This window comes from Streptomyces sp. NPDC048504, from assembly GCF_043200035.1.
Taxonomy (GTDB): Bacteria; Actinomycetota; Actinomycetes; order Streptomycetales; family Streptomycetaceae; genus Streptomyces.
The window spans coordinates 177357-201484 of record NZ_JBICXA010000005.1; the positions used below are offsets into that span (position 1 = coordinate 177357).

18 protein-coding genes are annotated in these 24128 nt (G+C 70.4%); 5 read left to right on the top strand and 13 right to left on the bottom strand.

The genetic code is table 11. The annotated features are described in order from the left end of the window. Nucleotides 1-3: 3 nt before the first annotated feature. Both ACGFY9_RS14610 and ACGFY9_RS14615 read left to right on the top strand, forming a co-directional pair. Complete coding sequence (locus tag ACGFY9_RS14610; RefSeq protein ID WP_393754076.1) at nt 4-744, top strand: sirohydrochlorin chelatase; 741 nt, start codon at nt 4-6, stop codon at nt 742-744. Between the two features lie 103 nt (nt 745-847). Further along, complete coding sequence (locus ACGFY9_RS14615) at nt 848-3376, top strand: GTPase-associated protein 1-related protein (RefSeq protein WP_393754077.1); 2529 nt, start codon at nt 848-850, stop codon at nt 3374-3376. A 232-nt stretch (nt 3377-3608) separates the two neighbouring features. On the opposite strand, the gene ACGFY9_RS14620 is transcribed toward ACGFY9_RS14615, so the two are convergent. From ACGFY9_RS14620 to ACGFY9_RS14640, 5 genes are all read right to left on the bottom strand, one after another. Continuing rightward, nucleotides 3609-6212, bottom strand: a complete 2604-nt coding sequence (locus tag ACGFY9_RS14620; RefSeq protein ID WP_393754078.1) for a fibronectin type III domain-containing protein — start codon at nt 6210-6212, stop codon at nt 3609-3611. A 90-nt stretch (nt 6213-6302) separates the two neighbouring features. After that, a complete protein-coding gene (locus ACGFY9_RS14625) occupies nt 6303-6920 on the bottom strand; it encodes a DsbA family protein (protein ID WP_393754079.1) in 618 nt (205 codons plus the stop codon). A 55-nt stretch (nt 6921-6975) separates the two neighbouring features. Further along, nucleotides 6976-7578, bottom strand: coding sequence for a TIGR03086 family metal-binding protein (locus tag ACGFY9_RS14630; RefSeq protein ID WP_393754080.1), 603 nt, complete (start codon nt 7576-7578; stop codon nt 6976-6978). Between the two features lie 25 nt (nt 7579-7603). Continuing rightward, complete coding sequence (locus ACGFY9_RS14635) at nt 7604-8626, bottom strand: ketopantoate reductase family protein (protein ID WP_393754081.1); 1023 nt, start codon at nt 8624-8626, stop codon at nt 7604-7606. Between the two features lie 53 nt (nt 8627-8679). Further along, nucleotides 8680-9228, bottom strand: a complete 549-nt coding sequence (locus ACGFY9_RS14640) for a DUF1697 domain-containing protein (RefSeq protein ID WP_393754082.1) — start codon at nt 9226-9228, stop codon at nt 8680-8682. A gap of 399 nt (nt 9229-9627) precedes the next feature. On the opposite strand from ACGFY9_RS14640, the gene ACGFY9_RS14645 reads away from it, so the two are divergent. Next, nucleotides 9628-11877, top strand: coding sequence for an MMPL family transporter (locus ACGFY9_RS14645; RefSeq protein WP_393754083.1), 2250 nt, complete (start codon nt 9628-9630; stop codon nt 11875-11877). 100 nt (nt 11878-11977) lie between these two features. On the opposite strand, the gene erm is transcribed toward ACGFY9_RS14645, so the two are convergent. The 4 genes from erm to ACGFY9_RS14665 form a co-directional block, all read right to left on the bottom strand. Then, nucleotides 11978-12757, bottom strand: a complete 780-nt coding sequence (erm, locus tag ACGFY9_RS14650) for an ErmE/ErmH/ErmO/ErmR family 23S rRNA (adenine(2058)-N(6))-methyltransferase (RefSeq protein ID WP_393754084.1) — start codon at nt 12755-12757, stop codon at nt 11978-11980. Nucleotides 12758-13100: 343 nt separating this feature from the next. Further along, a complete protein-coding gene (locus ACGFY9_RS14655; protein WP_393754085.1) occupies nt 13101-14381 on the bottom strand; it encodes an ABC transporter substrate-binding protein in 1281 nt (426 codons plus the stop codon). After that, nucleotides 14381-15214: a carbohydrate ABC transporter permease gene (locus tag ACGFY9_RS14660; protein ID WP_393754491.1), complete on the bottom strand. Its 834-nt coding sequence runs from the start codon at nt 15212-15214 to the stop codon at nt 14381-14383. The genes ACGFY9_RS14655 and ACGFY9_RS14660 overlap by 1 nt, the downstream gene beginning before the upstream one ends. 20 nt (nt 15215-15234) lie before the next feature. Then, nucleotides 15235-16170, bottom strand: a complete 936-nt coding sequence (locus ACGFY9_RS14665) for a carbohydrate ABC transporter permease (protein ID WP_393754086.1) — start codon at nt 16168-16170, stop codon at nt 15235-15237. 171 nt (nt 16171-16341) lie between these two features. Between ACGFY9_RS14665 and ACGFY9_RS14670 the strand changes: the two genes are divergently transcribed. Further along, nucleotides 16342-17205, top strand: coding sequence for a phosphotransferase enzyme family protein (locus ACGFY9_RS14670; RefSeq protein WP_393754087.1), 864 nt, complete (start codon nt 16342-16344; stop codon nt 17203-17205). A 147-nt stretch (nt 17206-17352) separates the two neighbouring features. Here the strand turns inward: ACGFY9_RS14670 and ACGFY9_RS14675 are convergent, their stop codons facing one another. From ACGFY9_RS14675 to ACGFY9_RS14690, 4 genes are all read right to left on the bottom strand, one after another. Continuing rightward, complete coding sequence (locus tag ACGFY9_RS14675) at nt 17353-18075, bottom strand: 3'-5' exonuclease (protein ID WP_393754088.1); 723 nt, start codon at nt 18073-18075, stop codon at nt 17353-17355. 110 nt (nt 18076-18185) lie between these two features. Then, the gene (locus ACGFY9_RS14680; protein WP_393754089.1) at nt 18186-19427 is read right to left on the bottom strand and encodes an SAV2148 family HEPN domain-containing protein; all 1242 of its coding nucleotides are present in this window, start codon (nt 19425-19427) and stop codon (nt 18186-18188) included. 104 nt (nt 19428-19531) lie between these two features. Further along, a complete protein-coding gene (locus ACGFY9_RS14685) occupies nt 19532-20848 on the bottom strand; it encodes a copper amine oxidase (RefSeq protein WP_393754090.1) in 1317 nt (438 codons plus the stop codon). A gap of 73 nt (nt 20849-20921) precedes the next feature. Further along, on the bottom strand, nt 20922-21731 hold the full coding sequence (locus tag ACGFY9_RS14690; protein ID WP_393754091.1) for a Tat pathway signal sequence domain protein: 810 nt from the start codon (nt 21729-21731) through the stop codon (nt 20922-20924). Between the two features lie 197 nt (nt 21732-21928). Here ACGFY9_RS14690 and glgX point away from each other — a divergent pair, with 197 nt between their 5' ends. Continuing rightward, the gene (glgX, locus tag ACGFY9_RS14695) at nt 21929-24046 is read left to right on the top strand and encodes a glycogen debranching protein GlgX (protein ID WP_393754092.1); all 2118 of its coding nucleotides are present in this window, start codon (nt 21929-21931) and stop codon (nt 24044-24046) included. Nucleotides 24047-24128: the final 82 nt, after the last annotated feature.

Consider the following 24128-nt stretch of genomic DNA (forward strand, 5'->3'; position numbering starts at 1 on the left):
CCCATGCACACGAAGCCGGTCCTTCTCGTCATCGCCCACGGCAGCCGCGATCCGCGGCACGCCGCGACCGTCCACGCCCTGGTGCGGCGGGTACGGTCGCGGCGGCCCGGGCTGCGCGTGGAGACCGGCTTCCTGGACTTCAACGTCCCTTCCGTGCAAGGGGTGTTGGAGTCCCTGGCGGCGAAGGGCGTGCAGGACGTCGTGGCCCTCCCCCTGCTGCTGACCCGCGCGTTCCATGCGAAGTCGGACATTCCCGCGGTCCTGCGGGACGCGCCGCCGCGGCTGCGGATCAGGCAGGCGGAGGTGCTGGGACCGTCGCCGCTGTTGCTGCGCGCGCTCGAACGGCGGCTCTACGAGGCCGGGTTGACGCCCGCCGACAAGTCCTCGACCGGAATCGTGCTGGCCTCCGCGGGGTCCACCGACCCGGAGGCGATAGCGGCGATCGACGACCTCGCGCGGGAGTGGTGGCACACGGGCTGGCGCGCGGTACGGCCCGCGTTCGCCTCGGCGGCGCTCCCCCGCACCGAGGACGCGGTCCGCGAACTCCGGGCGCTCGGCTGCCGGCGGATCGCGGTCGCGCCGTATGTCCTCGCGCCCGGCTTCCTGCCCGACCGCATCGCGCGGGGCGCGGCGGAGGCGGACGTGCTCGCCGACGTGCTGGGTCCGGCACCCGAGGTGGCGCGGGTCCTGCTGGAGCGCTACGACGCGGCCCTGGCACCGATGCTCGCGTCTGTCGGCGCGTAGCGCCTTCACGGTTCCCACCTGCCCGGTTTCCCGGAAAGGGGTCTCCCCGGCCTCTGGATCTGCTGGGATGGTTCCTCTGAGGGCTAGTGGGGAGCAAGTACACGTGGCGGGTCGGGAGTTCGGGCATCGCGAAGGGCCTGTGCCGGCCCAGCTGCACTACGCCTCGGGGCCGTCCGGCTCCGAGGACGCCGGCCCCCGGTTCACGGCGGTCGGCGCGGAGGTGCCGCCGGGGGTGCTGCGGGAGGCCGAGCGGCTCCTCGGGTACGAGCCGCCGCCCGACAGCCCGCGGCAGCCCGACGCCGAGCAGCTCAAGAGCTTCCCCACGGTGTTCGGCTTCAGTGAACTCGCCGACGGCGGGCGGCTGTTGAGCCGTTCCGTGTGCACCGGCACGGACTGGGCCGGCGGCCCGGTCTCCTTCCACACACATGCCGTCCTGCTGCCGGCCGGGACCCGGCTGCCGGACGGCGTCCTGCCCATCTCCACCTGGGAGTCCCCGCGTTGGGCCGAGTCGACTCCCCCGGACGGCAGGCCCGATCCCGTCGACCGTGTCGAACCTTCCGGGTTGTTGCGCAAGGAGGCGCTGGTCCCGTTCGCGGTGTCCCGGGCCGGCCGGCTCGCCGCGTTCTTCGCCGATCTGCGGGTGGTGGCCGCGGATCCGGGTGCCGGGCAGATCGTGGTCGTGGAGCACGACAGCGCCGACGTGGCCCGCTGGATCGCGCTCGCCTGCACGGTCCTGCCCCGCGAACAGGCGCACCGGCTCACCTTCACGACGTACACCCACGACCCCCGGCAGGCCCGTCAGCAGCTCGTCGGCGCGCTGCCGTCCTCCGAACCCGTCGCCGACGACGAGCGCTACCGCGTGCACAACTGCACGGGCCGGCCGCCGTCCGGGCCGGTCGCGGACACCTGGGCCGAGGTGTGCGCCCGCGTCTGGTGTGCGGGCCGTCCCGACCTGTTCCACAACGATCCCGAAGATCTGGGCCCGTTGGCGGTGAGCGCCCTCGTCGAGGGCATCGACCTGCGGACGGACGCCCGTGCGGCGGCGGCGAGTTGGGCGGCCGAGCAGGTGGACGCACTGCCCGACGACAGACTGGCGGCGTTGGTCGCCGGATTGTGTGGCGGCCCGGTGCCGCACCTGGGGTCCAGCTCGGCGGCCCTGCCCGGCGAGGCCGAACAGGTCGCCCTGGCCGCGCTGTTGGCCCGGCTGGACGGACGCGTCACGGCCGCGGTGTCGGCGCCGCTCGCCGCGCGCGTGCTGGCGTCGGCGGTCCTCGCCCATGGACCGGTGCCCGCGCTGCGCGCCGGGTCCCTGACCGCGCGGGACCGTGACGACCTGGCCCGCGACCTCGCGCCCTCCCTGCGGGCCGGTGTCGCGGACACGCACGAACCGGCCGTCGGACGGCCCCTCGCGCTGCTGCGGGCCGCCGACCTGCTCGACGTCGACTGCCAGGACCAACTGCCGGAGCTGGCCGAACGGTTGGCGCGGGAGCTGGTGGGCGCCCCGGCCGCGTCTTCGTCGGGCGGCGGCACGAAGCCCTCGCCCGAACCCGCCGAGCGCCGTCCGGGCGGCGAGCCTCCCGCCGTGGGCTGTCCGCCCGCACTCCTGGACGCGGTGCACACCCACCCCGGGCTGCGGGTCGCGCTGTTCGGGTCGCTCGACGCGCTCGCCATGGCCGAACCGGCTTCCGTGGCAAGGGCGTTGAAAGGCTCCGGGCTGCCACTCGACGTCCAGCAGTCCGGTTTCCCGCATCTGCGGATGTGTGTCGCGCCCGCCGGGCCGGAGGACCGGCTCGACCGGTTCCACGGTCTGCTCCGCACGGCCGGTGTCTCACCGCTGGCCGATCCCACCGTGCTGCACACCGCCCTCCGCCTCACCTGGCCCGGCGGCGAGCTGCCGACGGGCCGGGAGGCGAGCCTGTTGCTGAGGAAGCTGGGCTCCGACACCCACCGCGCCGCCGGCACCCGGGAGTCGCTGATCGAGGCGGCACTCGCCGCTCCCCCGGACGACTCCGGCATACCGGCGCTCGCCACCGATCTGCTCCGCTGCTTCAGCATGGAACTGGGCCCCACTCGGCGTACGGCACTGCTCCTTCTGGAATTCACCGGGGCGCTCGGCACCGCGACCGAGGGCGAGGAGTGGGTCGCCCGGGTGCTGAGCCTGACGGCCGACGCCGCCGAACCGCTGCCGGAGACCGTCCTGGAGCGCGCCTTCGAGGCCCTCGCGTGGCGGCTCCTGGAGGGGACCGCACCGGAGAACGAGCTGTACGCGCTGGCCCGTTCGGCCGAGCCGCGCCTTCTCGCGGCGTACGAGCGGGCGGCCCGTTCGGAGCGGGTGGGCGAGCGGCTGCGGACCGGGCCCGCGTATGTCGCCGCCCGGTTCTGCGACTGGAGCGCGTTCCCGGGGACCCATCCGGCCTGGGACGAGACCCGTACGGCCCTGCTGGCCAAGGTGTTGCGGCCGGTCGTGCGGGCGCTGCCCGCCGAGGACCAGGGCGAGGTCGAGGCGGCGCTCGATCGCGCGGGCCGCGGCAAACTCGACGCGTTCCGCGCCTGGAACCGCCCCGGGGCGCTGGGGCGCCTCGCGGGACGGCTGTCGGGACGGAGGCGGCGCGCCGAACAGCCCGGCGCGTGACCGGCGTCGGAGACGACGGGACTCGGGACGTGACCGGTCCGGCGATCGACGGGGAAGGGCCGCCCGAAGTCCGGCACTCCCCTGTGATGTCGGACCCCGGACGGCCCGTCCGCAGCGCGGCCCCCAGCGGCATGAACATGATCGCGGGGGTCGCTTTTTGTACTGCGTCTCGCGCCGCGTCTATGTCACTGCGCGACAAGAACAGGTCCCGGACCCCGTTTCCGGAGGGGGCTCACGTCCGGGTCGTCGCCGTGACCTCGGCCGCGGGCCCGGTGCCCGCCACCGTGACCGCCGCGACGGTGACCGTGTAGGACGTGCCGGGCCGGAGCCCGCCGATCACCCGGAACATGCCCTTCGCAGAGGCCTGGCCGACCAGGACGTCCCGGCCGGTGACGGAGATCGGCTCCCGCCCGTCGGAGACGGTGACCAGGTATCCGACGACCTTCGCGTCCCCCGTCGCGGCGGGCGGGGTCCAGGCCAGGGTGGCGGCCGTACGCGCCGTACGCAGCTTGGGACTTGTGGGTGCCCGCGGCGGTACGGTCGCGGCGGCCGGGGTGAGCGGTGCCGAGGCGAGCGAGGGCGCGCTGCTGCCGTGGGCGTTGGCCGCGGTGACGGTCACGGTGAAGGGGCCGCCGGTGAGTCCGCCGACGCGCACGAGGGCGGTTTTCTTGAACTCGCCCGCGCTCACCGCCTGTTGACCCACCTCGCCGCCGGACGCGTCGTACACCCGGGCCGTGTACCCCGTCACCGGTGAACCCCCGTCCACGAAGCTCGGGTTGAAGGTCACGTACAGGGCGTCGGCACCGGCCGTGCTCGTGCCGACCCGTGAGGGCGCCTCGGGGACGGACGGGGCACCGGTCCGGCGGTCGAGCAGTCCTCGGTACGACGGCTCAAGACCGGCGTTCTCCAGCACACTCGACGGTACGTCGGACAGTCCCGCCATGATGGTGTTGCCGGTGGTCACCAGGCCTTTGTTGTCGCTGTCGGCCGTGCCCTCCTCCCACCAGTTGTCCTTGACGAGGGTCGGGTCGTTGTTGCCGAGGTCGTCGCGGTAGTCGGTGTGGCGGGAGGCGACGTTGGCGTAGGAGGCGTTGTAGAGGACGTTGCCCTCGACGGTCTCGTAGGTGCAGCCGTTGTCGGTGTAGACGTTCTTGCCGAGGCCCCACTGGTCGTGGACGACATTGCCGGTCACCTTCTCCCCGTCGGCCATCGAGGTGCCGGTGAGGCCCTGGGTGTAGATGCCTCCGCCGTCGTCCAGCATCTGCATGTAGTCGAAGATCAGGTTGTCGCTAACGGCGTTGTCGTGGCTGGAGTTGGGGGTCGCCGGGTCGCCGATCTTGTCGGGCCAGCCGCCCCAGCCCAGGGAGACGGCGCTGTAGCCGACATGGTCGATCTGGTTGTGGGCGATGGTGTCGTGCCGGGTGTAGCCGTTGAGGACGGCGACACCGCCGTGGTACTCGCGGGGCAGGCCGTAGAGGTGATTGTCCGTCACCTGTACGCCGGACGCCGGGGCTTGGCCGTCGACCCCTCCGATCTCCAGTCCGTTGCCGGAGATGTCGGTGAAGATACTGCCGTTGACGGTCGAGTCCTTGGTCCCGGTCCCCAGGTCGAGCCCTGCGGCGCCGAGATGGGCGAAGACGTCGTCGCCGAACTCGATCCGCTGCCCGTACGCGAAGGACACGTTGCCGGGCATCTTGGTCCACGACGCGAACGGACAGGTCCCGCCCTCGACGTACTGGCACAGGCCCTGTGTGGCCCAGCCCCGCGCACCGGTGACGGTGTAGCCGGCCTGGATCTCGGAGAAGCCCTCCGGCTGCGACGGGGTCAGCCAGGTGGCGTAGCTGAACTGGAGCCCGCGGAAGGCGATGTCGTGGACGGGCGCGGCGGCCGTGCCCCGTCCGTCGACCAGCTTCTCGGCGGCGGCCTCAACGTCGGCGTGCGCGAGGTGCTCGCCCTCGCGCGGCAGGTAGTAGACCTTGTGGGCGGCCTTGTCGAGATACCACTCGCCGGGCTGGTCGAGGAGTTCGTAGGCGTTCTCGATGTACGTCGCCTGCCCGCCGTTGGTGAGCCGGCCGGGGCCGACCATGCCGACCGTGCGCCCCGGGATGTCGGGGAACTCCACCCGCTTGTTGGAGTTGTCCCAGCAGGGCCGGACCATCGTGATCGTGGCGCCTTGGGCGGAGGCGATCCGGCAGCGCGGCTCGGTCCACTGGCCGAGGCCGTCGCGCTCGATGTTCCAGAGGGCCTCGCCGCTGGTGTAGACGAACTCGGCGTCGGAGGGGTCCTTCCAGTGCGCGAGGGTGTCGGAGGAGGCGGTGTATCCGGTGGCGGTCCGGGTGAGTTGGACCGGCACGGCTCCGCGGGCCCGTTGGGCGCGCACCCCGTCGACGTACAACTGCCGTGTGTCGGTGAGGCCTTGGGGCGCGGGCGCGGACCAGAGTCCGGGCCGTCCCGGCACCTGGGACCAGCCGGTGACCTGGCGGCCGCCGCTGATGACGGCGGTGCCGCCGCCCTGCCACACGATGCGGTGACCGTGGGTCCCGGAGTCGCGGGCGTCCAGGACGAGGGGTGTCGTCTGACGGTAGGTGCCCGGCGCGAGGTGGACGGTCAGGTCGGCCGTCAGACGGGCGGCCCGGGCACGCACCAGGTCGCGGGCGTGCCGCAGGGTGCGTACGGGGTGGCGGGCGGTGCCGTCGGCGTGGTCGTCGCCGATGACCGGTGAGACATAGAGGTCCGATGATGGGGCGGCCTGAGCCTGAGCGGAGAGACCGGAAACACTGAGGGCTAAAACGGCGCAGATTGTGGAAAATAGGACGACTCTTGGACGTGCGGACATGTTCCCCTCCCGTGGGAAGCCTGTACCGACACGGGAAAGGTTGGATGACTGACGGAGTACCGTCAATGAATCGGACCAAGTTCGCCGGGCTCAGTCGAAGGAAAGACCCCCGGCACGCGTCCGCTTCAACTCGAAGAAGTCCGGGCACGTGGCCAACACCCGGAAGCTGTCGAAGAGTTCGGCCGCCTTCGCGCCACGCGGAATCGCCCGCAGCACAGGCCCGAACCACACCGTGCCGTCGACATGCAGGGTCGGCGTCCCCACATAGCCGCCCGACTCCGCCTCCACGCCCGCCTCATGGCTGCGGCGCACGGCGTCGTCGTACGACACGTCATGCGCTGCGTCGGCCAGTTCGGCGGGGAGTCCGAGCTCGGCGAGGGACTCGGCGACGACGGCGTCGAAGTCGTCGTGGCGCCGCTCGTGGATGCGGGTGCCGAAGGCCGTGTACAGGTCCCGCAGGATCTTGTCGCCCCGCTGTTCGGCGGCGGCCACGGCGACACGGACCGGGCCGATGGACTTGTCGACCAACTCCCGGTACCAGTCGGGGAGTTCGTTGCCGGTGTTGTGGAGGTAGAGGCTCATCGCGTGGAAGCGGAGGTCGAGCGGGCGCTCGCGCTCGACCTCCAGCAGCCAGCGGGAGGTGATCCACGCGAAGGGGCAGGCGGGGTCGAAGTAGAAGTCGACGCGGACCGGGTTGTCGTGGCTCATGCAGGCAACGCTAACCACCGATTAGGCCGAGCGCCCGGCCCAATACGGCACTCTCTCACTGGTCCACTTTGCCCATGGCCCGCTGCCGCGGGTTCCGTCCGCCGGCCGCGAGGGCGCGTTCGAAGACGGGGGCGTCGTCCGGTACGGGGACCGGGTCGGCGAAGCCGTCGTACTGGCGATAGAGGTCGCCGTGCTTCTCGACCACGGCGAGGACGAGGCCGGCCGCGCCGTCCGAGACGGTGTACCGCTGGCCGGTGGCCGTGGCCACGTCCCAGCCGTGGACCGCCAGCTCCTTGATGATCATCGAGGCGATCTCGTCGGCCGGCATCTTCGCCATGCCGAGGTCGATCTCGCCCTCCCACACCGCCGGGTCGGCCCACGCGGCGACGGCCCGGTCCAGCTGGGCGGCGTACGCCTCCGCCCAGTCCGGGTCGGCGGTGAAGTCGCGCGCGGTCAGCTCCTCGGAGAGCTGCTCGCGCAGGGCACGGTGTTCCAGGCCGTGCGAGGTGTAGAGGACCCAGTGGTTGACCATCGCGCGGACGTCCCAGTCGGGGCAGTGCGTGGGGTCGTCGAGCTGTGTCGCACGGACACCGCGCGCGACACGGGCGGCCTCGGCGGCGCATTCGATCATGTACGGGTGCAGGTCGTGGTTGCTCATGCCCTCCACGCTAGGGACGGCGCCGTCAGGACTCTTGAACAAACGCGACAGCGTCGTCGGCGAGGCGGACCAGCTCGTCGAACGGCAGCGAACCAGGCGCCCTGTGCTCGCGCGCGAAGCCGTTCGCGAGCCGTTGCAGCAGGTCGTTGAGCGGTGTCGGTACGCCGTGCAGCCGCCCCAGCAGCGCGATCTCACCGTTGAGGTAGTCGGCCTCGATGGTGCCGGTGCCCCGGCTCAGCGACTGCCAGGAGGAGCCGCCGCCGCGCGGCGCGCCGTCGATCTCCACGAGCTGGATCTTGTCGCCGCGCGCCTCCTTCTCCTCCTCGGCGCTCGCGTACGCGATACCGGCCGCGTCGAGCACGGCCGCGCCCTCGGCCCGCACCCGCCGGTAGAACGCCAGGTGCTCCTCGGTGTCGAGCACCTCGACGACGGCCTCGATCGCGTTGCCGAGGTTGCTGAGCAGCTTGGCGTACTGCCAGCGCGTCACGTCCGGCACGACCGGCGCCTCGAACCGCGACTTCTCCAGGTCCACGGCGATCAGCCGGGCGGTCTCGTCCGTGCCGTGCGGGTAGCGGCCGAGGTGCAGGATGCCGGTGAGCGGAGTGCCCTCGGCGGCGACCACACCCGGCTCGACGAAGGTCGCGGGCAGCCAGACGCAGACGCCGTAGACCCGCCGGAAGCGGCGCAGCGCGAGCCGCCCGCTCTCCACCCCGTTCTGCGCGCAGACGACGGGGAGGCGCTCGGCGGCCGTGCCGCCGCCTGCGACCGGTGCCGGGCCCCAGACCGCGAGCGCGGCCTCGCTGTCCTGTGTCTTGACGGCGAGGACGAGCACGTCGTCGGTCCTCAACTCGCCCAGTTCGGCGGGCCCTTCGACGACCGGCAGCCGATACGACGACTCGCCGTCCGGCACCTTGAGCCGCAGCCCGTGCCCGGCCAGCGCCGCCCGCTGCGCGCCCCGCGCGACCAGCACGACCTCGCACCCCGCCCCCGCCAGCCGGCCACCGATGGCCCCGCCGACCGCCCCTGCTCCGATGATGATGTAGCGCATGGGACGAGCCTCGCACAGCGCGCGCGGGCCGGGTCAGCGGGTACGGCATCAGGTCAACCGGCGGTCATCTCAACGAGTTTGACCACGGTGTTCCAGTTGCGGGACGTCGCGATCAGGCCCTTGTTCAGCCGCGGCCGGGAGAGTTCCGCGGCGAGCCTGGAGCGGCCGAGGCCGTCGGGGGCGTAGAGGTACAGGGCGCGGTCGCCGAGGCGGAACTCCTCGGGGAGATAGGCAGGTTGGTCGATCTCCGCGAAGCGGTCCTCGGCGACCGGCGCCGAGTAGTACGTGACATGGAGTTGCTTGCCCTCCAACTCGGCGGCCGGGAAAGGGCAGTTGTCGGCGATCGCCTTGAGGTAGGCGTGGTCGCGGACGATGACGTCGACCGTGAAGCCGAACCGCTTCTCGATCGCCTGCGCGAGTTCCGTCGCGAGGGACTCCCCGTCGCCGTGGCCGCTCGTGAACACGGCCTGGCCGCTCTGCAGATAGGTGCGGACTCCGTCATGTCCGAGGCCTTCGAGGAGCGTGCGCAGCTCGGCCATCGGGAGCTTCTTGTTGCCGCCCACGTTGATTCCGCGCAGGAGCGCCGCATAGGTCGTCGTCATCCGCACACCATAGAGCGGCCTTCGTGCCCCGTGGGGGTGGGCACGACGGCCGCTCCATGTGGTGTGCGGGTGTGCGGAAACTCTGGCGGATGAGGTGGCTCCGGATCAACACCTACAGGCACACCTGCCGACACCTGTGACTTGTTCAACAAGGTTTCGTAATAACAAAGCGGACCCCGGCCGACGCATCGGACACCCTGATCATCACCCCCGAGCCGCTCCGATAGATGTAAGGGGCCGCCGTCCTCCCCAGTGCTGAGGGCTCGCTGTCCGTGCGGAGGAGCCGGTCGTCCGATACCTCACCGGTCAGCACGAGGGGACGTTCTTATTCCGCGCATACCTTCGAACCATGAGGTGGCGGCAGGGGGCTGTCACCGTGCACAAGGGGGCAAGCCCGTCATGGGGAACGGAGATTCGCGGGTACGGGGGCTCGCCGCCCGAGCCGGCGGCTGGAGCGCCCGGCACCGGTGGGCCGCGGTCGGCATCTGGGTGCTGTTCGTGGTGCTGGCGATGGGGATCGGTTCGGCGGCGGGCCGCGTCGACGTCGACGAGAGCGACCAGCTGAAGGGCGAGACGCACACCGCCGCCACGATCATCGACGACGCCGGGATCAAGGAACCGGCGAGCGAGACGATCCTGATCCAGTCGAAGGACGCGTCGGTCACGTCCACCGACAGCGAGTTCCGCTCCACGGTCACCGCCGTCGTCAAGGCCGTCGAGGGAACCGGCCGGGTCACGGACGTGACCTCGCCGTACGACACGAAGACGATCTCGAAGGACGGCCGGAGCGCGCTCGTCCAGTTCGACATGCGCGGCGACGCGGACACCGCCGGCGACCGGGTGGAGCCGGTGCTGAAGGCCGTCGCCGGGGTGCAGAAGGACCACGGCTCGCTGCGGATCGAGGAGATCGGCAGCGCGAGCATGGCGAAGCAGTACAAGGACGCCTTCGGCAACGACTTCAAGAAGGCCGAGTACTCCGCCGTACCCGTCGCCTTCGGCATCCTGCTGATCGCCTTCGGCGCGCTGGTGGCGGCGCTGCTGCCGGTGGCTCTGGCCATGACCGCGATCGTGGCGACGATGGGCCTGATGGGCCTCGTCAGCCACGTCCAGCCGATGAGCGACACCGCCAACTCCGTGATGCTGCTGGTGGGGTTGGCCGTCGGCGTCGACTACTGCCTGTTCTATCTGCGCCGCGAACGCGAGGAGCGCGAGGCCGGCCGCGACGCCGGGGCCGCGCTGCGGATCGCCGCCGCGACCAGTGGCCGCGCCATCATCGTCTCCGGTGTCACGGTGTGCGTGGCGATGGCGGGCATGCTGTTCACCGGGCTCGCCGAGTTCGAGGCGATGGGCCTGGCCTCGCTGATGGTCGTCGCGGTCGCCATGGTCGGCTCGGTGACCGTACTGCCCGCGCTGCTCTCGCTGTTGGGCGAGCGGGTCGAGAAGGGCCGCATCCCGTTCCTACGCCGGCGCGGCCGCCGCGGCAACGGCGAGAGCCGCTTCTGGACCGCCGTCCTCAAGGGCGTCCTCGCCAAGCCCCTCGTCTCCGTCCTCGTCGCGGCCGGCGCGCTGCTCGCGATCGCCGCTCCCGCGGTCGGCATGAAGACCGAGAACCTCACTCTGGACCAGGAGTTCGGCAACTCCCTCCCGATCGTGGGGACTTACAACCGCGTCAACGACGCTTTCCCTGGCGGCTCCGATCCGGCCGAGGTGATCGTCAAGGCGAAGGACATCAACGCACCCGATGTGAAGCAGGCGTTGGCCGACTTCAAGGCGCGGGCGGTCAGTTCGGGTGCCTCGCGCGGCCCGGTCGACATCAAGCTGCACGACGCGCAGAACGTCGCCTTCGTCTACGTCCCGCTCGTCGGCGGCTCCGACCAGGACAAGGCCTCGAAGAGCCTGGAGAAACTGCGCGACGAGGTACGGCCCGCCACCCTCGGCAAGGTCGACGGGGTCCAAGCGCCGATCACCGGACAGGTCGCCGGTTCAAAGGACTTCAACGACCAGTTGATCGGGTCGGTCGTCCCGGTCTTCGCGTTCGTCGTGGTCTTCGCCTTCCTGCTGATGCTGCTCTCGTTCCGCTCACTGACGGTCGCGATCACCTCGATCGTCCTCAACCTCCTTTCCGTGGCCGCCGCTTACGGCATCCTCGTCGCCGTCTTCCAACACGGCTGGGGCGCCTCACTGGTGGGCGCGGAGGGCGTCGGCGCGATCGTCACCTGGCTGCCGCTGTTCCTCTTCGTCATCCTGTTCGGCCTGTCGATGGACTACCACGTGTTCGTCGTCTCCCGTATCCGCGAGGCACGGCTGCGCGGCCGTTCGACACAGGACGCGATCCGGCACGGGGTGGTCACCACGGCCGGCGTCGTCACCAGCGCCGCCGTCATCATGGTCGCCGTCTTCGCGATCTTCGGCACCCTGTCCATGCAGTCCATGAAGCAGATGGGCGTCGGCCTCGCCGCCGCGGTCCTCATCGACGCCACGGTCATCCGGGGCGTGCTGCTCCCCGCGGTGATGGCGCTGCTCGGCGAGCGCAACTGGTACTTCCCGAAGTGGCTCCACCGCCTGCCCGACCTGACCCATGACGAGTCCCCGGAGGAGATCACGCCCACGTCCGCGGTGACGGGCGAGGGCGAGCCCCTGCGGGTGTGAGTCTGCTGGCGCAACTCCCCCTGATCGAGGGCCTGTTGGTATCCCGGGGGAACCAGCAGGCCCTCACCCATGTCCTACGACGCCTTTTCTACGGCCTCTGCTACGACGTCAGTTCCTTGTGCAGCCGTAGCCAGTGGTCCGGGGACACCTCGCCCACCAGGGCGCGTTGATCCAGGCGTGCCGTACGGAACGCGGCGTCCACGCGACGTCTCGGGTGGACCCGGCGCAGGGAAGCGTGCAGGGAGCCGCCGACCCCCGAGAAACCCAGCTCGACCAAGTGCCGCCAAGCGGGCAGTTCAGCCGGTTCGAGCAGCGGGGTCCGGCGCCGCTCGATCCGTACGATCCCGGCGTCGACGCGCGGCACGGGACTGAACCGGCGCCGGTCCACCCGGCCGACCAGTCGCCATTCGTACCGGGGCCAGGTGCGGACCGTCAGGAGGGTCCAACTGCCGTAGTCCCCGGTGCGTTTGCGGGCGTATTCGAGTTGGGTGAGCAGGGTGGCGTCGGTGAGGGCGGGGGCGCGCAGACACCAGTCGACGATGTCGGCGGTGCGGGAGAACGGCACGTTTCCGGCGACGGCGAACGGGGTGCGTGGGGGCCGGGTGTCCATGAAGTCACCGGCGACCACGTGTACGTGGGGTGTGGTCGAGAAGCGGGTGCGGAGTTTCGGTACCAGGCGGGGGTCGATCTCGTGGGCGTGGAGTTCGTCGCAGTGGGGTGCGAGTTTCGCGGTCAACGCGCCTTTTCCTGCGCCCACTTCGAGGAGGAGCGGTACGTGGTGTCCGTGCGGGACGGCTAGGCGGGCTACGTGTTCGGCGGTGGCGCGGTCGGCGAGGAAGTTCTGCGAGAGCGCGCGGGAAACGTGGGTGGGGCGGGCCATGGCCTGCGGTCCTTGTCTTCCGTGAGGGCATACGGGCAGACGAAGGCCCCGACCGGAAGAAAGGGGAGAAGAGTCAGCGGGCGGGCGTGCCCGGGCCGGTCAGGGCACCGGGGCTGCGGCGGATGCGGGTCGCATACGTGCAGCTCCGGCCTAGACCGGAGTTCGTGATCGCGTTCGCGGCTGACATGTGGGGGACGCTAGGGGGTTTGGGTGGGGTGGGGCAACGGGATTTTTGTGGTGGGAGCGCCATCCGGGGAGCGTGGTGCGGTTGTTCGGCGAGTGCGGGGCGGTGGGGGCTGGTCGCGCAGTTCCCCGCGCCCCTAAGAACTGGGCATCACCCTCATCAGCGTTGGTATCTCGCCAGGACCAAGTTGCCGTCCCTCTCCAGGCGTTGGCGCAGTTCGGCGAGGGTGATCGCTCCGCTGTAGTACTCCTGGAACGCCGGGGTTGCCACCTTGTCCTTCCACTCGGGGTAGCCGCGTACGGACTGGGCGGGGGCCGAGACCAGGTCGGTGGCCAGTGCGGTGCCGGTGGACCAGTCGTCCTTGGGGGTGTGCAGGGCCGGGGACTTGAGGGCCTGGGTTCCGGTGGGGAGCATCCAGTCGCCGAGGGCCAGGCGGACCATGTTCTTGGGCTGGAGGAGGAAGTCGATGAACTCGGCGGCCTGCTTCCTGTGCGGGCTGTCCTCGGCGATGGACAGGGTCTGCGGGCTGACGCCCTGGGTGAGGCCATCGGCGCCGGCCGGGGCGGGCAGGACCTGCCAGTCGAAGCCCTTGGGTGCCTGCTGCGCGATCTGCTGGCGGTAGGAGAAGCCGAGCGGGATCATCGCGTACTTGCCGCCGAAGAAGCCGGGGAGCGTGTCCGAGCCGCCGCTGCCGAGGGTGGTGGGTGAGGCGCTGTGGTCCACGTTCGCCTGGTCGTGGATGGTGCGGGGGACGTCCTGGTCGGCCTTGTCGAAGCGGACGGTCACCTTGCCGTCCTTACCCCGGTGGAAGAGTGCGCCGCCCGCCGACAGCGACAGGTTGAGCGTGGCGGACACCGGCTCCTTGAGCGGCCAGGCCACGCCGTACTTGCCGTCGCCGCTCAGCCGTCGGGTGATGTCCCTGAACTCGGTCCAGCTCCAGGGGTGTTCGGGGGTCGGGATGCGTACGGCCGCCTTCTTCAGCCAGGTGGCGTTGGCGATGAGTACCCGTGGCTCCTGGAGGAAGGGCACGCCGTAGATACCGTCCCCGAAGGTCGTCGTGTCCCAACTGCGCTGCGGGATATCGGACTTGAGGCGGGCGGGCAACAGGTCCCGGAGGTCGGCGAGGTAGCCGCCGTAGGCGAAGTCCGCGAGGTCGTCGGAGGCGTCGTGGATGATGTCCGGCGCCTCGCCGCCCTCGAAGGAGGTGAGCAGTTGGTCGTGGACGCTGTCCCAACTGCCCTGCACGTACTCGACCTTGACGTCCGGGTGGGTGGCGTTCCACTCCTTCACCAGTTCCTTGTTGGCGGTGACGGACTCGTCCTGCCAGGCCAGGGACTGGAAGCGGAGGGTGATCCGGCCGTTCGCGGAGTTGCTTCCGCTGCCCGTGCAGCCGGCGAGGAGCAGGGTCAGGGCGAGGGCGAGGATCCAGCGCGTTCGCATCAGCTCTTCACCGCCCCGGTCAACATGCCGCCGGTGAGTCGCCGTTGGATCAGTGAGAAGACGATCAGCGAGGGCAGGGTCGCGAGGAACGCGGCGGCGGCCAGCGGGCCGAGGTCCGCTACGCCCTCCGCGCCGATGAAGTGGGTGAGGACGACCGGCAGGGTCTGTTTCTCCGGGGTCTTGAGGAGAACCAGCGCGAAGAAGAACTCGTTCCACGCGGTGACGAACGCGAACAGCGCCGTCGCCACGATCCCGGGCGCGAGCAGCGGTGCCGTCACCGACACGAGTGTGCGGAGCCTCCCGGCCCCGTCGACCGCCGCCGCCTCCTCCAACTCCGGTGGCACCGCCCGTACATACCCGACGAGCATCCACAGCGCGAACGGCAGCGACCACACCACGTAGACCAGTACCAGTCCGGCCAGGGAGTCGATCAGCCGCAGGTTCTTCAGCACCAGGAACAGCGGGATGATCACCAGCACGAACGGGAACGCCTGGCTGACCACCACCCACCCGGTCGCCGCCCGCGCGAGCAGTGTCCGGCGCCTGGCCATGACCCAGGCCATCGGCGTCGCGATCACCACGGCGATCAGCGCGGCCCCGAGCGCCGCGAGCAGGGAGTTCAACGCGGCGTGCGGCAGCGGCTGTTCGTCGAAGGCCTGGCGGAAGTTGGCGAGGGTGGGGTGCCTCGGGATCCAGGTGGGGTGCAGACTGCCCAGCTCCTGCGGGGACTTGAACGCGGTGGAGATCAGCCAGAGGAGGGGGAAGGCGAGGAAGACCAGGTACGCGAGCAGGGCGACGTACTGTCCGGCGCGGGCCCCGGTGCTCGTCCTCATCCCTGAAGTTCTGGTGGTCCTCATGCGTCGTCTCCTCCTCTCAACCGGCCTACGAGGAAGACGGCGAGGAGCACCGAGATCACCGCGACCATCACGCATCCCATCGCCGCCGCGTAGCCGAACTGCCCGTAGCGGAAGGCCTCTTCGTAGGCGAAGAGCATGGGCAGCCGGGTGCGGCCGCCGGGTCCGCCGTTGGTCAGGACGTAGACCAGGGCGAACGAGTTGAAGTTCCAGATGAGGTTGAGCGCCGTGATCGCCAACGCCACCGGTCTGAGGGCGGGCCAAGTGACCGTGCGGAAGCGGCGCCAGGCTCCGGCGCCGTCGACGGCCGCCGCCTCGTGCAGTTCGCGCGGGGTGTTCTGCAGCCCGGCGAGCAGGGCGACCGTCGTCTGGGGCATGCCGGCCCAGACGCCGACGACGATCACGGCGGGCAGCGCGGTCGTCAGGCTGCTGAGCCAGTCCCGGCCGTCCCCGAGGCCGAGGTCGCGCAGGGTCTCGTTGAGGATGCCCGCGTCCGGGTTGTAGACGATGCGCCACATGATGCCGACGACGACCTCGGGCATCGCCCACGGGACGATCGCGAGCGCCCGGGCGAGCCAGCGCATCCGCAGGTCCTGGTTGAGGAGGAGGGCGAGGCCGAGGGCGAGCAGGAACTGCGGGACGGTCACGCCGACCGCCCACACCAGCCCGATCCGGAACGACTCCCAGAACAGCGTGTCGTGCAGCAGGTCCCGGAAGTTGAGCCCGCCGATCCACTGGGTGGGAGCGGTCCGGCCCGACTGGGAGTCGGTGAAGGCCAGCAGGATTCCGTAGAGGAGGGGTCCGACGCTGAGCACGAGGATCGGGATCAGCGCGGGTAACACCAGGAACCAGGCCGCGCGGTCGGGAGTGCGTCGCTCTCGGTCCCGGCTCGGCGCGCGACTCGACGGTTTCCTCACCTCCGTCACCGATGTCATGGAATCAGCCCCTTTGCGCGGCCCGGTCGGGCCCCGTCATGGTCGTGAACACGTCGTGCCTCGTCAAGGCACCTCGCACGCCGTCCCACCTGTGCGAATGCGACACTGGCCGTCGGATGGCGGGAACCCGACGCCGTACGCATACGCACAGGGATCACTCGGAGGCGCACGATGGACGAGGCACGGGCCCGGGACGTACTGGACGCGGCGGACGTACTGCCCGGCCCGGCGCGGGACGCGCGGCTCCTCGCCCTCGGCGAGAACGCGGTGTTCGCCGCCGGTGACCTGGTCGTCAAGGTGGGCCGTGACGCCGAACTCCTCGACCGTGCCCGGCGCGAGCTTGATGTCGCGCTGTGGCTGGCCGAGTCGGGCGTCCCCGCGGTGCGGGCCGCCGAGCCGAAGGCGCGCCTGGTCGAGGGGCACCCGGTGACGGTGTGGCACCGGCTGGCCGATTCCGTACGCCCCGCCGAGCCCCGGGATTTGGCCGAACTGCTACGGGTGGTCCACGCGCTCCCCTCTCCCCCCTTCGACCTCCCGCCCCGCGAGCTGCTGGGCGGTGTGGAGCGCTGGCTGCGTCTCGCGGGCGACGCGATCGATCCGGCGGACGCGGCGTATCTGCGGGAGCGGCGGGACGGTTTCGCGGCGGCCGCCGCCGCGCTTACGCCGCATCTGCCACCGGGGCCGATTCACGGTGACGCGCTTCCCCGCAATGTGCATGTCGGGCCGGACGGGCCGGTGCTGGTCGATCTGGAGACCTTCTCCGCGGATCTGCGCGAGCATGACCTTGTGGTGATGGCCCTTTCCCGCGACCGGTATGCCTTTCCTGCCCGGGCCTACGACTCGTTCATCGAGGCGTACGGGTGGGATGTGCGGGAGTGGGCGGGCTGCGGGGTGCTGCGCGGCGCCCGGGAGACGGCTAGCTGTGCCTGGGTTGCTCAGCATGCGCCGAGCAATCCTGAGGCGCTGGTTGAGTTTCGGCGGCGGGTGGCGTCTTTGCGGGACGGGGACGAGACGGTGCGGTGGTTTCCGTTCTGAGCGCCTATTGATCCGGGTGCGTTGGGTATTCGGGCGGCTGCGGGTCCGTTGTGGCTGGTCGCGCCCACGCGGCGGAGCCGCAAATCGACACAGCCCCGCGCCCCTTTCGGGCGCTGCCCCTCTGGGCGCTTTCGGAGCTCGCCGGGTTCAGACCGTCTCGTCCTCCAGCTCGCGCAGCGGCCAGGTGCCGTCGATCACCGCGTCCTGGTCGCCCTTGCGGCGTAGGAAGCTCTGGAAGTCGGCGGCCCATTCCGCGTACCACTCGATCTGGCTGCGGTGGAGTGCGGCCGGGCCGAGGGCTGCGACCTTGGGGTGGCGGTCGGCTATCGCGCCGGCCAGGCGGGCGGCGGCGAGGGCGTCGGCCGAGGCGTTGTGCGCGGCGTCGAGGACCACGCCGTACTCCTGGCAGACCGCTTCGAGGTTGCGCTTGCCGCGGCGGTAGCGGTCGACGGAGCGGTCGATCGTGTACGGGTCGATGACCGGGGCGGGGTCGGTGCCGCCCAACCGGTCGCGCAGGGACGGCAGTCCGTACCGGCGCAGCTCGGCGGAGAGCAGGGTCAGGTCGAAGGCCGCGTTGTAGGCGACGACGGGGACGCCCGCCTTCCAGTACGTCACGAGGACGTCCGCGATCGACTCGGCGACCTGGTCGGCGGGGCGGCCCTCGGCGGTGGCCCGTTCGTTCGTGATGCCGTGCACGGCGACGGCGTCCGCCGGGATCTCCACGCCCGGATCGGCCAGCCACTCCCGGCGGCCTATCGGCCGTCCGCCCCTGACCTCGATGACCGCGCCGGTGACGATGCGCGCCTCGCGCGGCTCGGTCCCCGTCGTCTCCAGGTCGAAGCCGATGAGCAGCTCCTGGTGCCAGGCCATGACGGCCCCCCTTCTCGGTGGTGCTTTCCCCCAGTGGTCTCCACGATCGCATGAGCCACTGACAATCCGATGACCGCGTTCCGCTTACCGCCGGAGGGCCATGGGACAGGTCAGGACACCGGTCGCGAATCCGCCCACATCTGCTCGAACTCATCGCGATAGGTGGGGAAAAGTGCGCTGTCATCCATTTCGTCCGACTTGACCAGTCGGCTGCCGTTCCGCAGCACCAGCACCGGCGCCTCCATGCCGCGGGTGCGGCGCAGATAGGACTGCACGACGGCTATGCCGTCCGAGCCGTCGCCGTCGACGAGGTACGCCGTGAAGCGGGGCGTCTCGTCGAAGACCTGGATCTCGAAGGCCGCCGGGTCACGCAGCCGGGACCGCACCCGCCGCATGTGCAGGATGTTCATCTCCACGGCGCGGCTCAACTCGCCCCGCTTGATGCCGAGTTCACGCTCGCGCCGCTTCACCGCGCTGGAGGCCGGGTTGAGGAACAGCAGGCGTACCCGGCAGCCCGACTCGGCGAGGCGGACCAGGCGTCGGCCGGAGAAGTTCTGCACGAGCAGGTTGAGGCCGATGCCGATGGCGTCGACGCGGCGGGCTCCGCCGAAGATGTCTTCGGCGGGGAACTGCCGCATCAGCCGCACCCGGTCGGGGTGCACGGCGACCACGTCCGCGAACCGGTCGCCGATCAGCTCCTCGACCGCGTCGACGGGCAGCCTGCGCGCCGAGGGCACGTCGCTGCCGGCGCCGAGGGTCTCCAGGAGTTTCGCGGAGGCCCGCTCGGCCTGGTTGAGGACGGCCTCGGACAGGGCGCGGTTGCGGGAGACGACATTGCGGGTCACCTCCAGTTCGTCCAGGGCGAGTTCGACGTCGCGGCGCGCGTCGAAGTACGGCTCGAAGCACGGCCAGTGCTGCACCATCAGCTCGCGCAGCTGCGGCAGCGTCAGGAAACTGAGCACGTTGTCGTCGGCCGGGTCGAGCAAGTAGCCCTTGCGGCGGCTGACTTCGCGAACGGCGACCGCGCGCTGCACCCACTCCTGGCCGGCCGGTCCGGCCGCGGCGACGACCCATTCGTCGCCGTGGACGGGTTCGTAGATGGGGCGCAGGACGGCCGCTACGACGGCGCGCAGCCGCTGCTCGACCAGGTTCAGCCAGATGTAGGCGCGGCCGGCTCGCTGGGCGCGCGTACGCACCTCGCGCCAGGCGTCGGCGTCCCAGTCCAGCTCCGGACCGATGGAACCAGCCGCGTCCATCGGACGTGCCAGGGACACCGCGCCGGGCGGGACTTCTGCGGAGTTCCCCTCGTGACCCTCGTCACCAGGGGGCAACTCCAGCCCTCCCGAGCCCACCCGTGCACCGCCTTCCGCTCCCCCGAGCTCTCCCCAGTCTCAACGATCAAGGAAGGGTACTCCGGGACCGGTCGGCGGTGCAGCCGGATGGACAGGGTCGTTTCTCAACTTCCGCCGTTCACATTGCCGTTCTGGTTGGCGAGCGCGGCCGGAGTGAGCGGATTCATAGCGGTGACGTCGCGCGGGGCGATGGAGAACCCCTGCCAGTGGACCGGCATCGGCTGCTGGTCCTCGTCACGAGCGATGTGGTGGAAGCCGACGTTCACCCAGACCACCGGGTGGGTGAGGGTCTGTCCGTTGACCCACTTGTCGACCTGCTTCGGGTGCCCCGCACCGCAGTTGGGCAGGTTGTCGCTGGCGAACTGCTCGCACTTGTTGTACTCGGTGAAGTACACGTCGTGCGTGGTGAAACTGCGGCCCGGGTACTTGGTGGAGGGGCCGGGGACTATCTCGTAGGACCGGGCGTGGTTGTCCTTGTTCTTGCCGGTCGCGCTGACGACGCGCCACCAGCGCATGTTCTTGGCGTCGCCCGCGAGTTCCTTGGTGACCTTGGTCAACGTGGTCTTGTTGGTGGGGGTGTTGGCGCCGTGCGGGGTGACCTTGGAGTCGTACTGCTCGACGCGTCCCTTGGAGGAGCCGTCGAGGGCGAAGTCCAACTTCCAGAAGACGTCGTGCTGGTGGCTCGTCGCGTATGCGGTGGCGCCCTTGCCGAGCGGCCAGCCGCGGCCGTCGCCCGCGTCGTAGTCGTAGGGCGAAAGGCTGCCGGTGGCACCGACGTTCATGTTGATGGTGCCGTCGTCCTGGAAGCGCCACTCGGTGATGTACTCGTACCAGCCGACCTGGTTGACCGTGTAGACGAGGAAGTCCTTGCCCTGGGTCTGGAAGACCTTGTTGGCGCTGTCGCCCTGCATGCGGAAGGCGTGACCGCGCGAACGGGTCGTCGTGCAGAGGCCCTTGACGTTCGGGTGGGCCGGATCGATGGCGTCCGGGACCTTGACGGTCTTGATGGTGCCGCCGGGGCACTCGCCGGGCGCCATGTTCATCAGGCCCGTGCCGAAGCCGTACTGGGTGAGGTCGCTGTACTCGTTCTTGCCGTCGTCGTACGGGACGTGGATCTGGGCGAGCTTCGCGTCGGCGAGCACCTTGATGGGCGTGGCCTGGCCGGGCGGCTGGTAGGAGATGTTCTCCAGGACGAGGCCGGCCTCGCGCTCGTAGTGCCAGCACATCCGCCAGGTGGTGCCGGTGGAGAGCTTCTGCTCGATGGTGTAGGCGGCGCTGCAGCCAGGTGCGGCGGCGGCCGGCGCGGCCTTCGGCTGAGCGGCGGCCGGTCCCGCGCCTGCCGTGGCACCGGCGGCCAGGGTGGCGAGGGCGAGCCCGGCGGCCCCCCGCCTGCGGGCACGGCTGATTCTGTTGACGCGCATGAAGAAGTGACTCCCTTACAGGAGAAGCAAGTTGGGACAGTGGACGGGCAACCGCACGGTGGGCGCGGTCGGTTCAGCCGGTGAGCTTGCCGACCTTGCGGGCGCTCAGGTCGACGACGAAGTCACGGGCGTCGATCCACGGCCCGTTCTTCACCTTGGGGAACAGCCGCACGCAGCGGTGCTCGCCGCACTGGTCGAGGTCGGCGGACTGCCGTCCCGGGGTGGCCTTGTAGACCATGGCCATCAGCAACAGCTGGTCGGGCGAGGTGAGTTCGTTGCCGGTGGCGTCCTTGTAGTCGGCCTTCAGGCCCGCGCCCAGCGGGCTGGCGAGCAGCAGCTCGGCCGCCTCGACGTTCTCGGCGTGGCTCGCCGGCGGCTGCACTCCGTGCTGCGTGCCGGTCTGTTCGACCTTGCCGGTGTCGAGGTTGACGGTCTTGGTGACGACCGTGTCGTCCTTGTAGTCGTAGAACGTCACGTCCGCGCGGCGCGGCGCGTTCGCGTTGTCCAGCTCGCTGGTCTCGGGGGCGGCGAGTTCCACGTCGAGGCGCTGCGGCCCGCGCTTCCCGTCCACGTTCTCGCTGGAGTTGAGGAACTGCTGGTTCACCGCGATCTGCTCGACGCGCTTGGTCTCGTCGTCGGTGAGCGGGTCGCGGCCCCTGCCCTTCTCCCCCTCGGCCGGGGCCTGTTGCACGACACCGGGTGCCGCGCCCTGTCCGTCCGCCGCCTGTTGCTGGGCGGACCCGGCGGCCTTTCCGGTGCCGCCCGACTCGTCGGCCCCCGCCGTGCCCGGCAGGGTGACGGCGACCATCACGGCGGTCCCGGCCACCGCTATGGCCGTACCCGCCACCACTTTGCCCAGGTGGCGGTGCACTGTCCTTCGCACATTTCCCCCTACTCCCCCTGGGTCCTCCCCGGACCATCGGGAGCGGTGTCTGTCCCACTCGGTTCGGGATACGGCATACGTCGTATCCACTGGTCGTTTGGTAAGAGGGACGTAAGTCATAGGTGGTTCCCTCACTTTCGGGGAGACTCATGGCCAAGGCGCCCCGGTGGCGGGGCCCGGCTGAAAGAGTCGTGACCATGCAGGTCTGGCCTGGAGAGGCGTATCCACTCGGTGCCACGTACGACGGCGCCGGCACCAACTTCGCGGTCTTCACGGAGGCCGCGGACCGAGTTGAGCTGTGTCTGCTGCACGACGACGGCTCGGAGACGGCGGTGGAACTGCGCGAGAGCGACGCTTTCGTGCGGCACGCGTACGTGCCCGGCATCATGCCCGGACAGCGCTACGGCTTCCGCGCGCACGGCCCGTACGCCCCCGAGCGCGGCCAGCGGTGCAACTCCGCGAAGCTGCTGCTCGACCCGTACGCGAAGGCGGTCAGCGGATCGATCGCCTGGGGCGAGGAGGTGTACGGCTACCACTTCGACGCGCCCGACAAGCGCAACGACCTGGACTCGGCGCCGCACACCATGACGTCGGTCGTGGTCAACCCGTACTTCGACTGGGGCGACGACCGGCTGCCCCGGCACGGATACCACGAAACCGTGCTCTACGAGGCCCATGTGAAGGGCCTGACGATGCAACACCCGGGGCTGCCCGAGGAGTTGCGCGGCACGTACGCGGCGCTCGCGCATCCGGCGGTCATCGAGCACCTGGTGGAGCTGGGGGTGACCGCCCTGGAGCTGATGCCGGTGCACCAGTTCGTGAACGACCACCGGCTGGTCGACATGGGGCTGAACAACTACTGGGGCTACAACACGATCGGTTTCTTCGCCCCGCACAACGCGTACGCCTCCTGGGGCGACCGCGGCCAGCAGGTCCTGGAGTTCAAGTCGGCGGTGCGAGCGCTGCACGAGGCCGGTATCGAGGTCATCCTGGACGTCGTCTACAACCACACCGCCGAGGGCAACCACCTGGGGCCGACGTTGTCCTTCAAGGGCCTCGACAACCCCTCCTACTACCGGCTGACGGAGGACCCCCGCTACTACATGGACACCACGGGGACGGGCAATTCGCTGCTCATGCGGTCCCCGCACGTGCTCCAGCTGATCATGGACTCGCTGCGCTACTGGGTCACCGAGATGCACGTCGACGGCTTCCGCTTCGACCTCGCGGCCACCCTGGCACGGCAGTTCCACGAGGTGGACCGGCTGTCGTCGTTCTTCGACCTCGTGCAGCAGGACCCGGTGGTCTCCCAGGTGAAGCTGATCGCCGAGCCCTGGGACGTCGGCGAGGGCGGCTACCAGGTGGGCAATTTCCCACCCTTGTGGACGGAGTGGAACGGCAAGTACCGCGACACCGTGCGGGACCTGTGGCGGGGCGAGGGGCGCGCGCTCGCGGAGTTCGCGTCCCGGCTGACCGGCTCGTCCGACCTCTACCAGGACGACGGCCGTCGTCCCCTGGCGTCCATCAACTTCGTGACCTGCCACGACGGGTTCACCCTGAACGACCTGGTGTCGTACAACGACAAGTACAACCAGGCCAACGGCGAGGACAACCGGGACGGCGAGAGCCACAACCGGTCCTGGAACTGCGGGGCCGAGGGCGACACCGACGACCCGGCCGTCCTGGAGCTGCGCGAGCGGCAGAAGCGCAACTTCATCGCCACGCTGATGCTGTCCCAGGGTGTGCCGATGGTCAGCCACGGGGATGAGTTCGCGCGCACCCAGAAGGGCAACAACAACGCGTACTGCCAGGACAGTGAGCTGGCCTGGGTGAAGTGGCCGGAGGGCGACGGCGATTCGTCGGAGCTGCTGGCCTTCACGCGCGCGTTGGTGTGGCTGCGCAAGGAGCATCCCGTGTTCCGGCGTCGGCGGTTCTTCCACGGGCGGCCCGTGGAGGGCACCCACGACGAGCTGTCGGACATCGCCTGGTTCACCCCGGAGGGCAAGGAGATGGCGCAGCGGGACTGGGACTCGGCGCAGGCGTCCGCGCTGTCGGTGTTCCTGAACGGCAACGCCATCTCGGAGCCCGGCCCGCGCGGGGAGCGGATCGCCGACGACTCCTTCCTGATGATGTTCAACGCCTCCTCGGAGACGCTGGAATTCGTCGTGCCGGTCAATCACGGCCGCCAGTGGGAGGTGATCGTGGACACGGGCCGCCCGGAGGGCGTGCCGGCGGGCACGGGCGCGAAGGTGAAGGCCGGTGACCGGCTGACCCTGGTGGACCGCAGCATGACGGTGCTGCGCCGGCCCACCTAGGCGGACACTTCGGTGCGCCGATCAGCGGACCGGATGCTGGAGTCGATGACACGAAAGACGGCCGGGCGGGTACGTAGGTCTG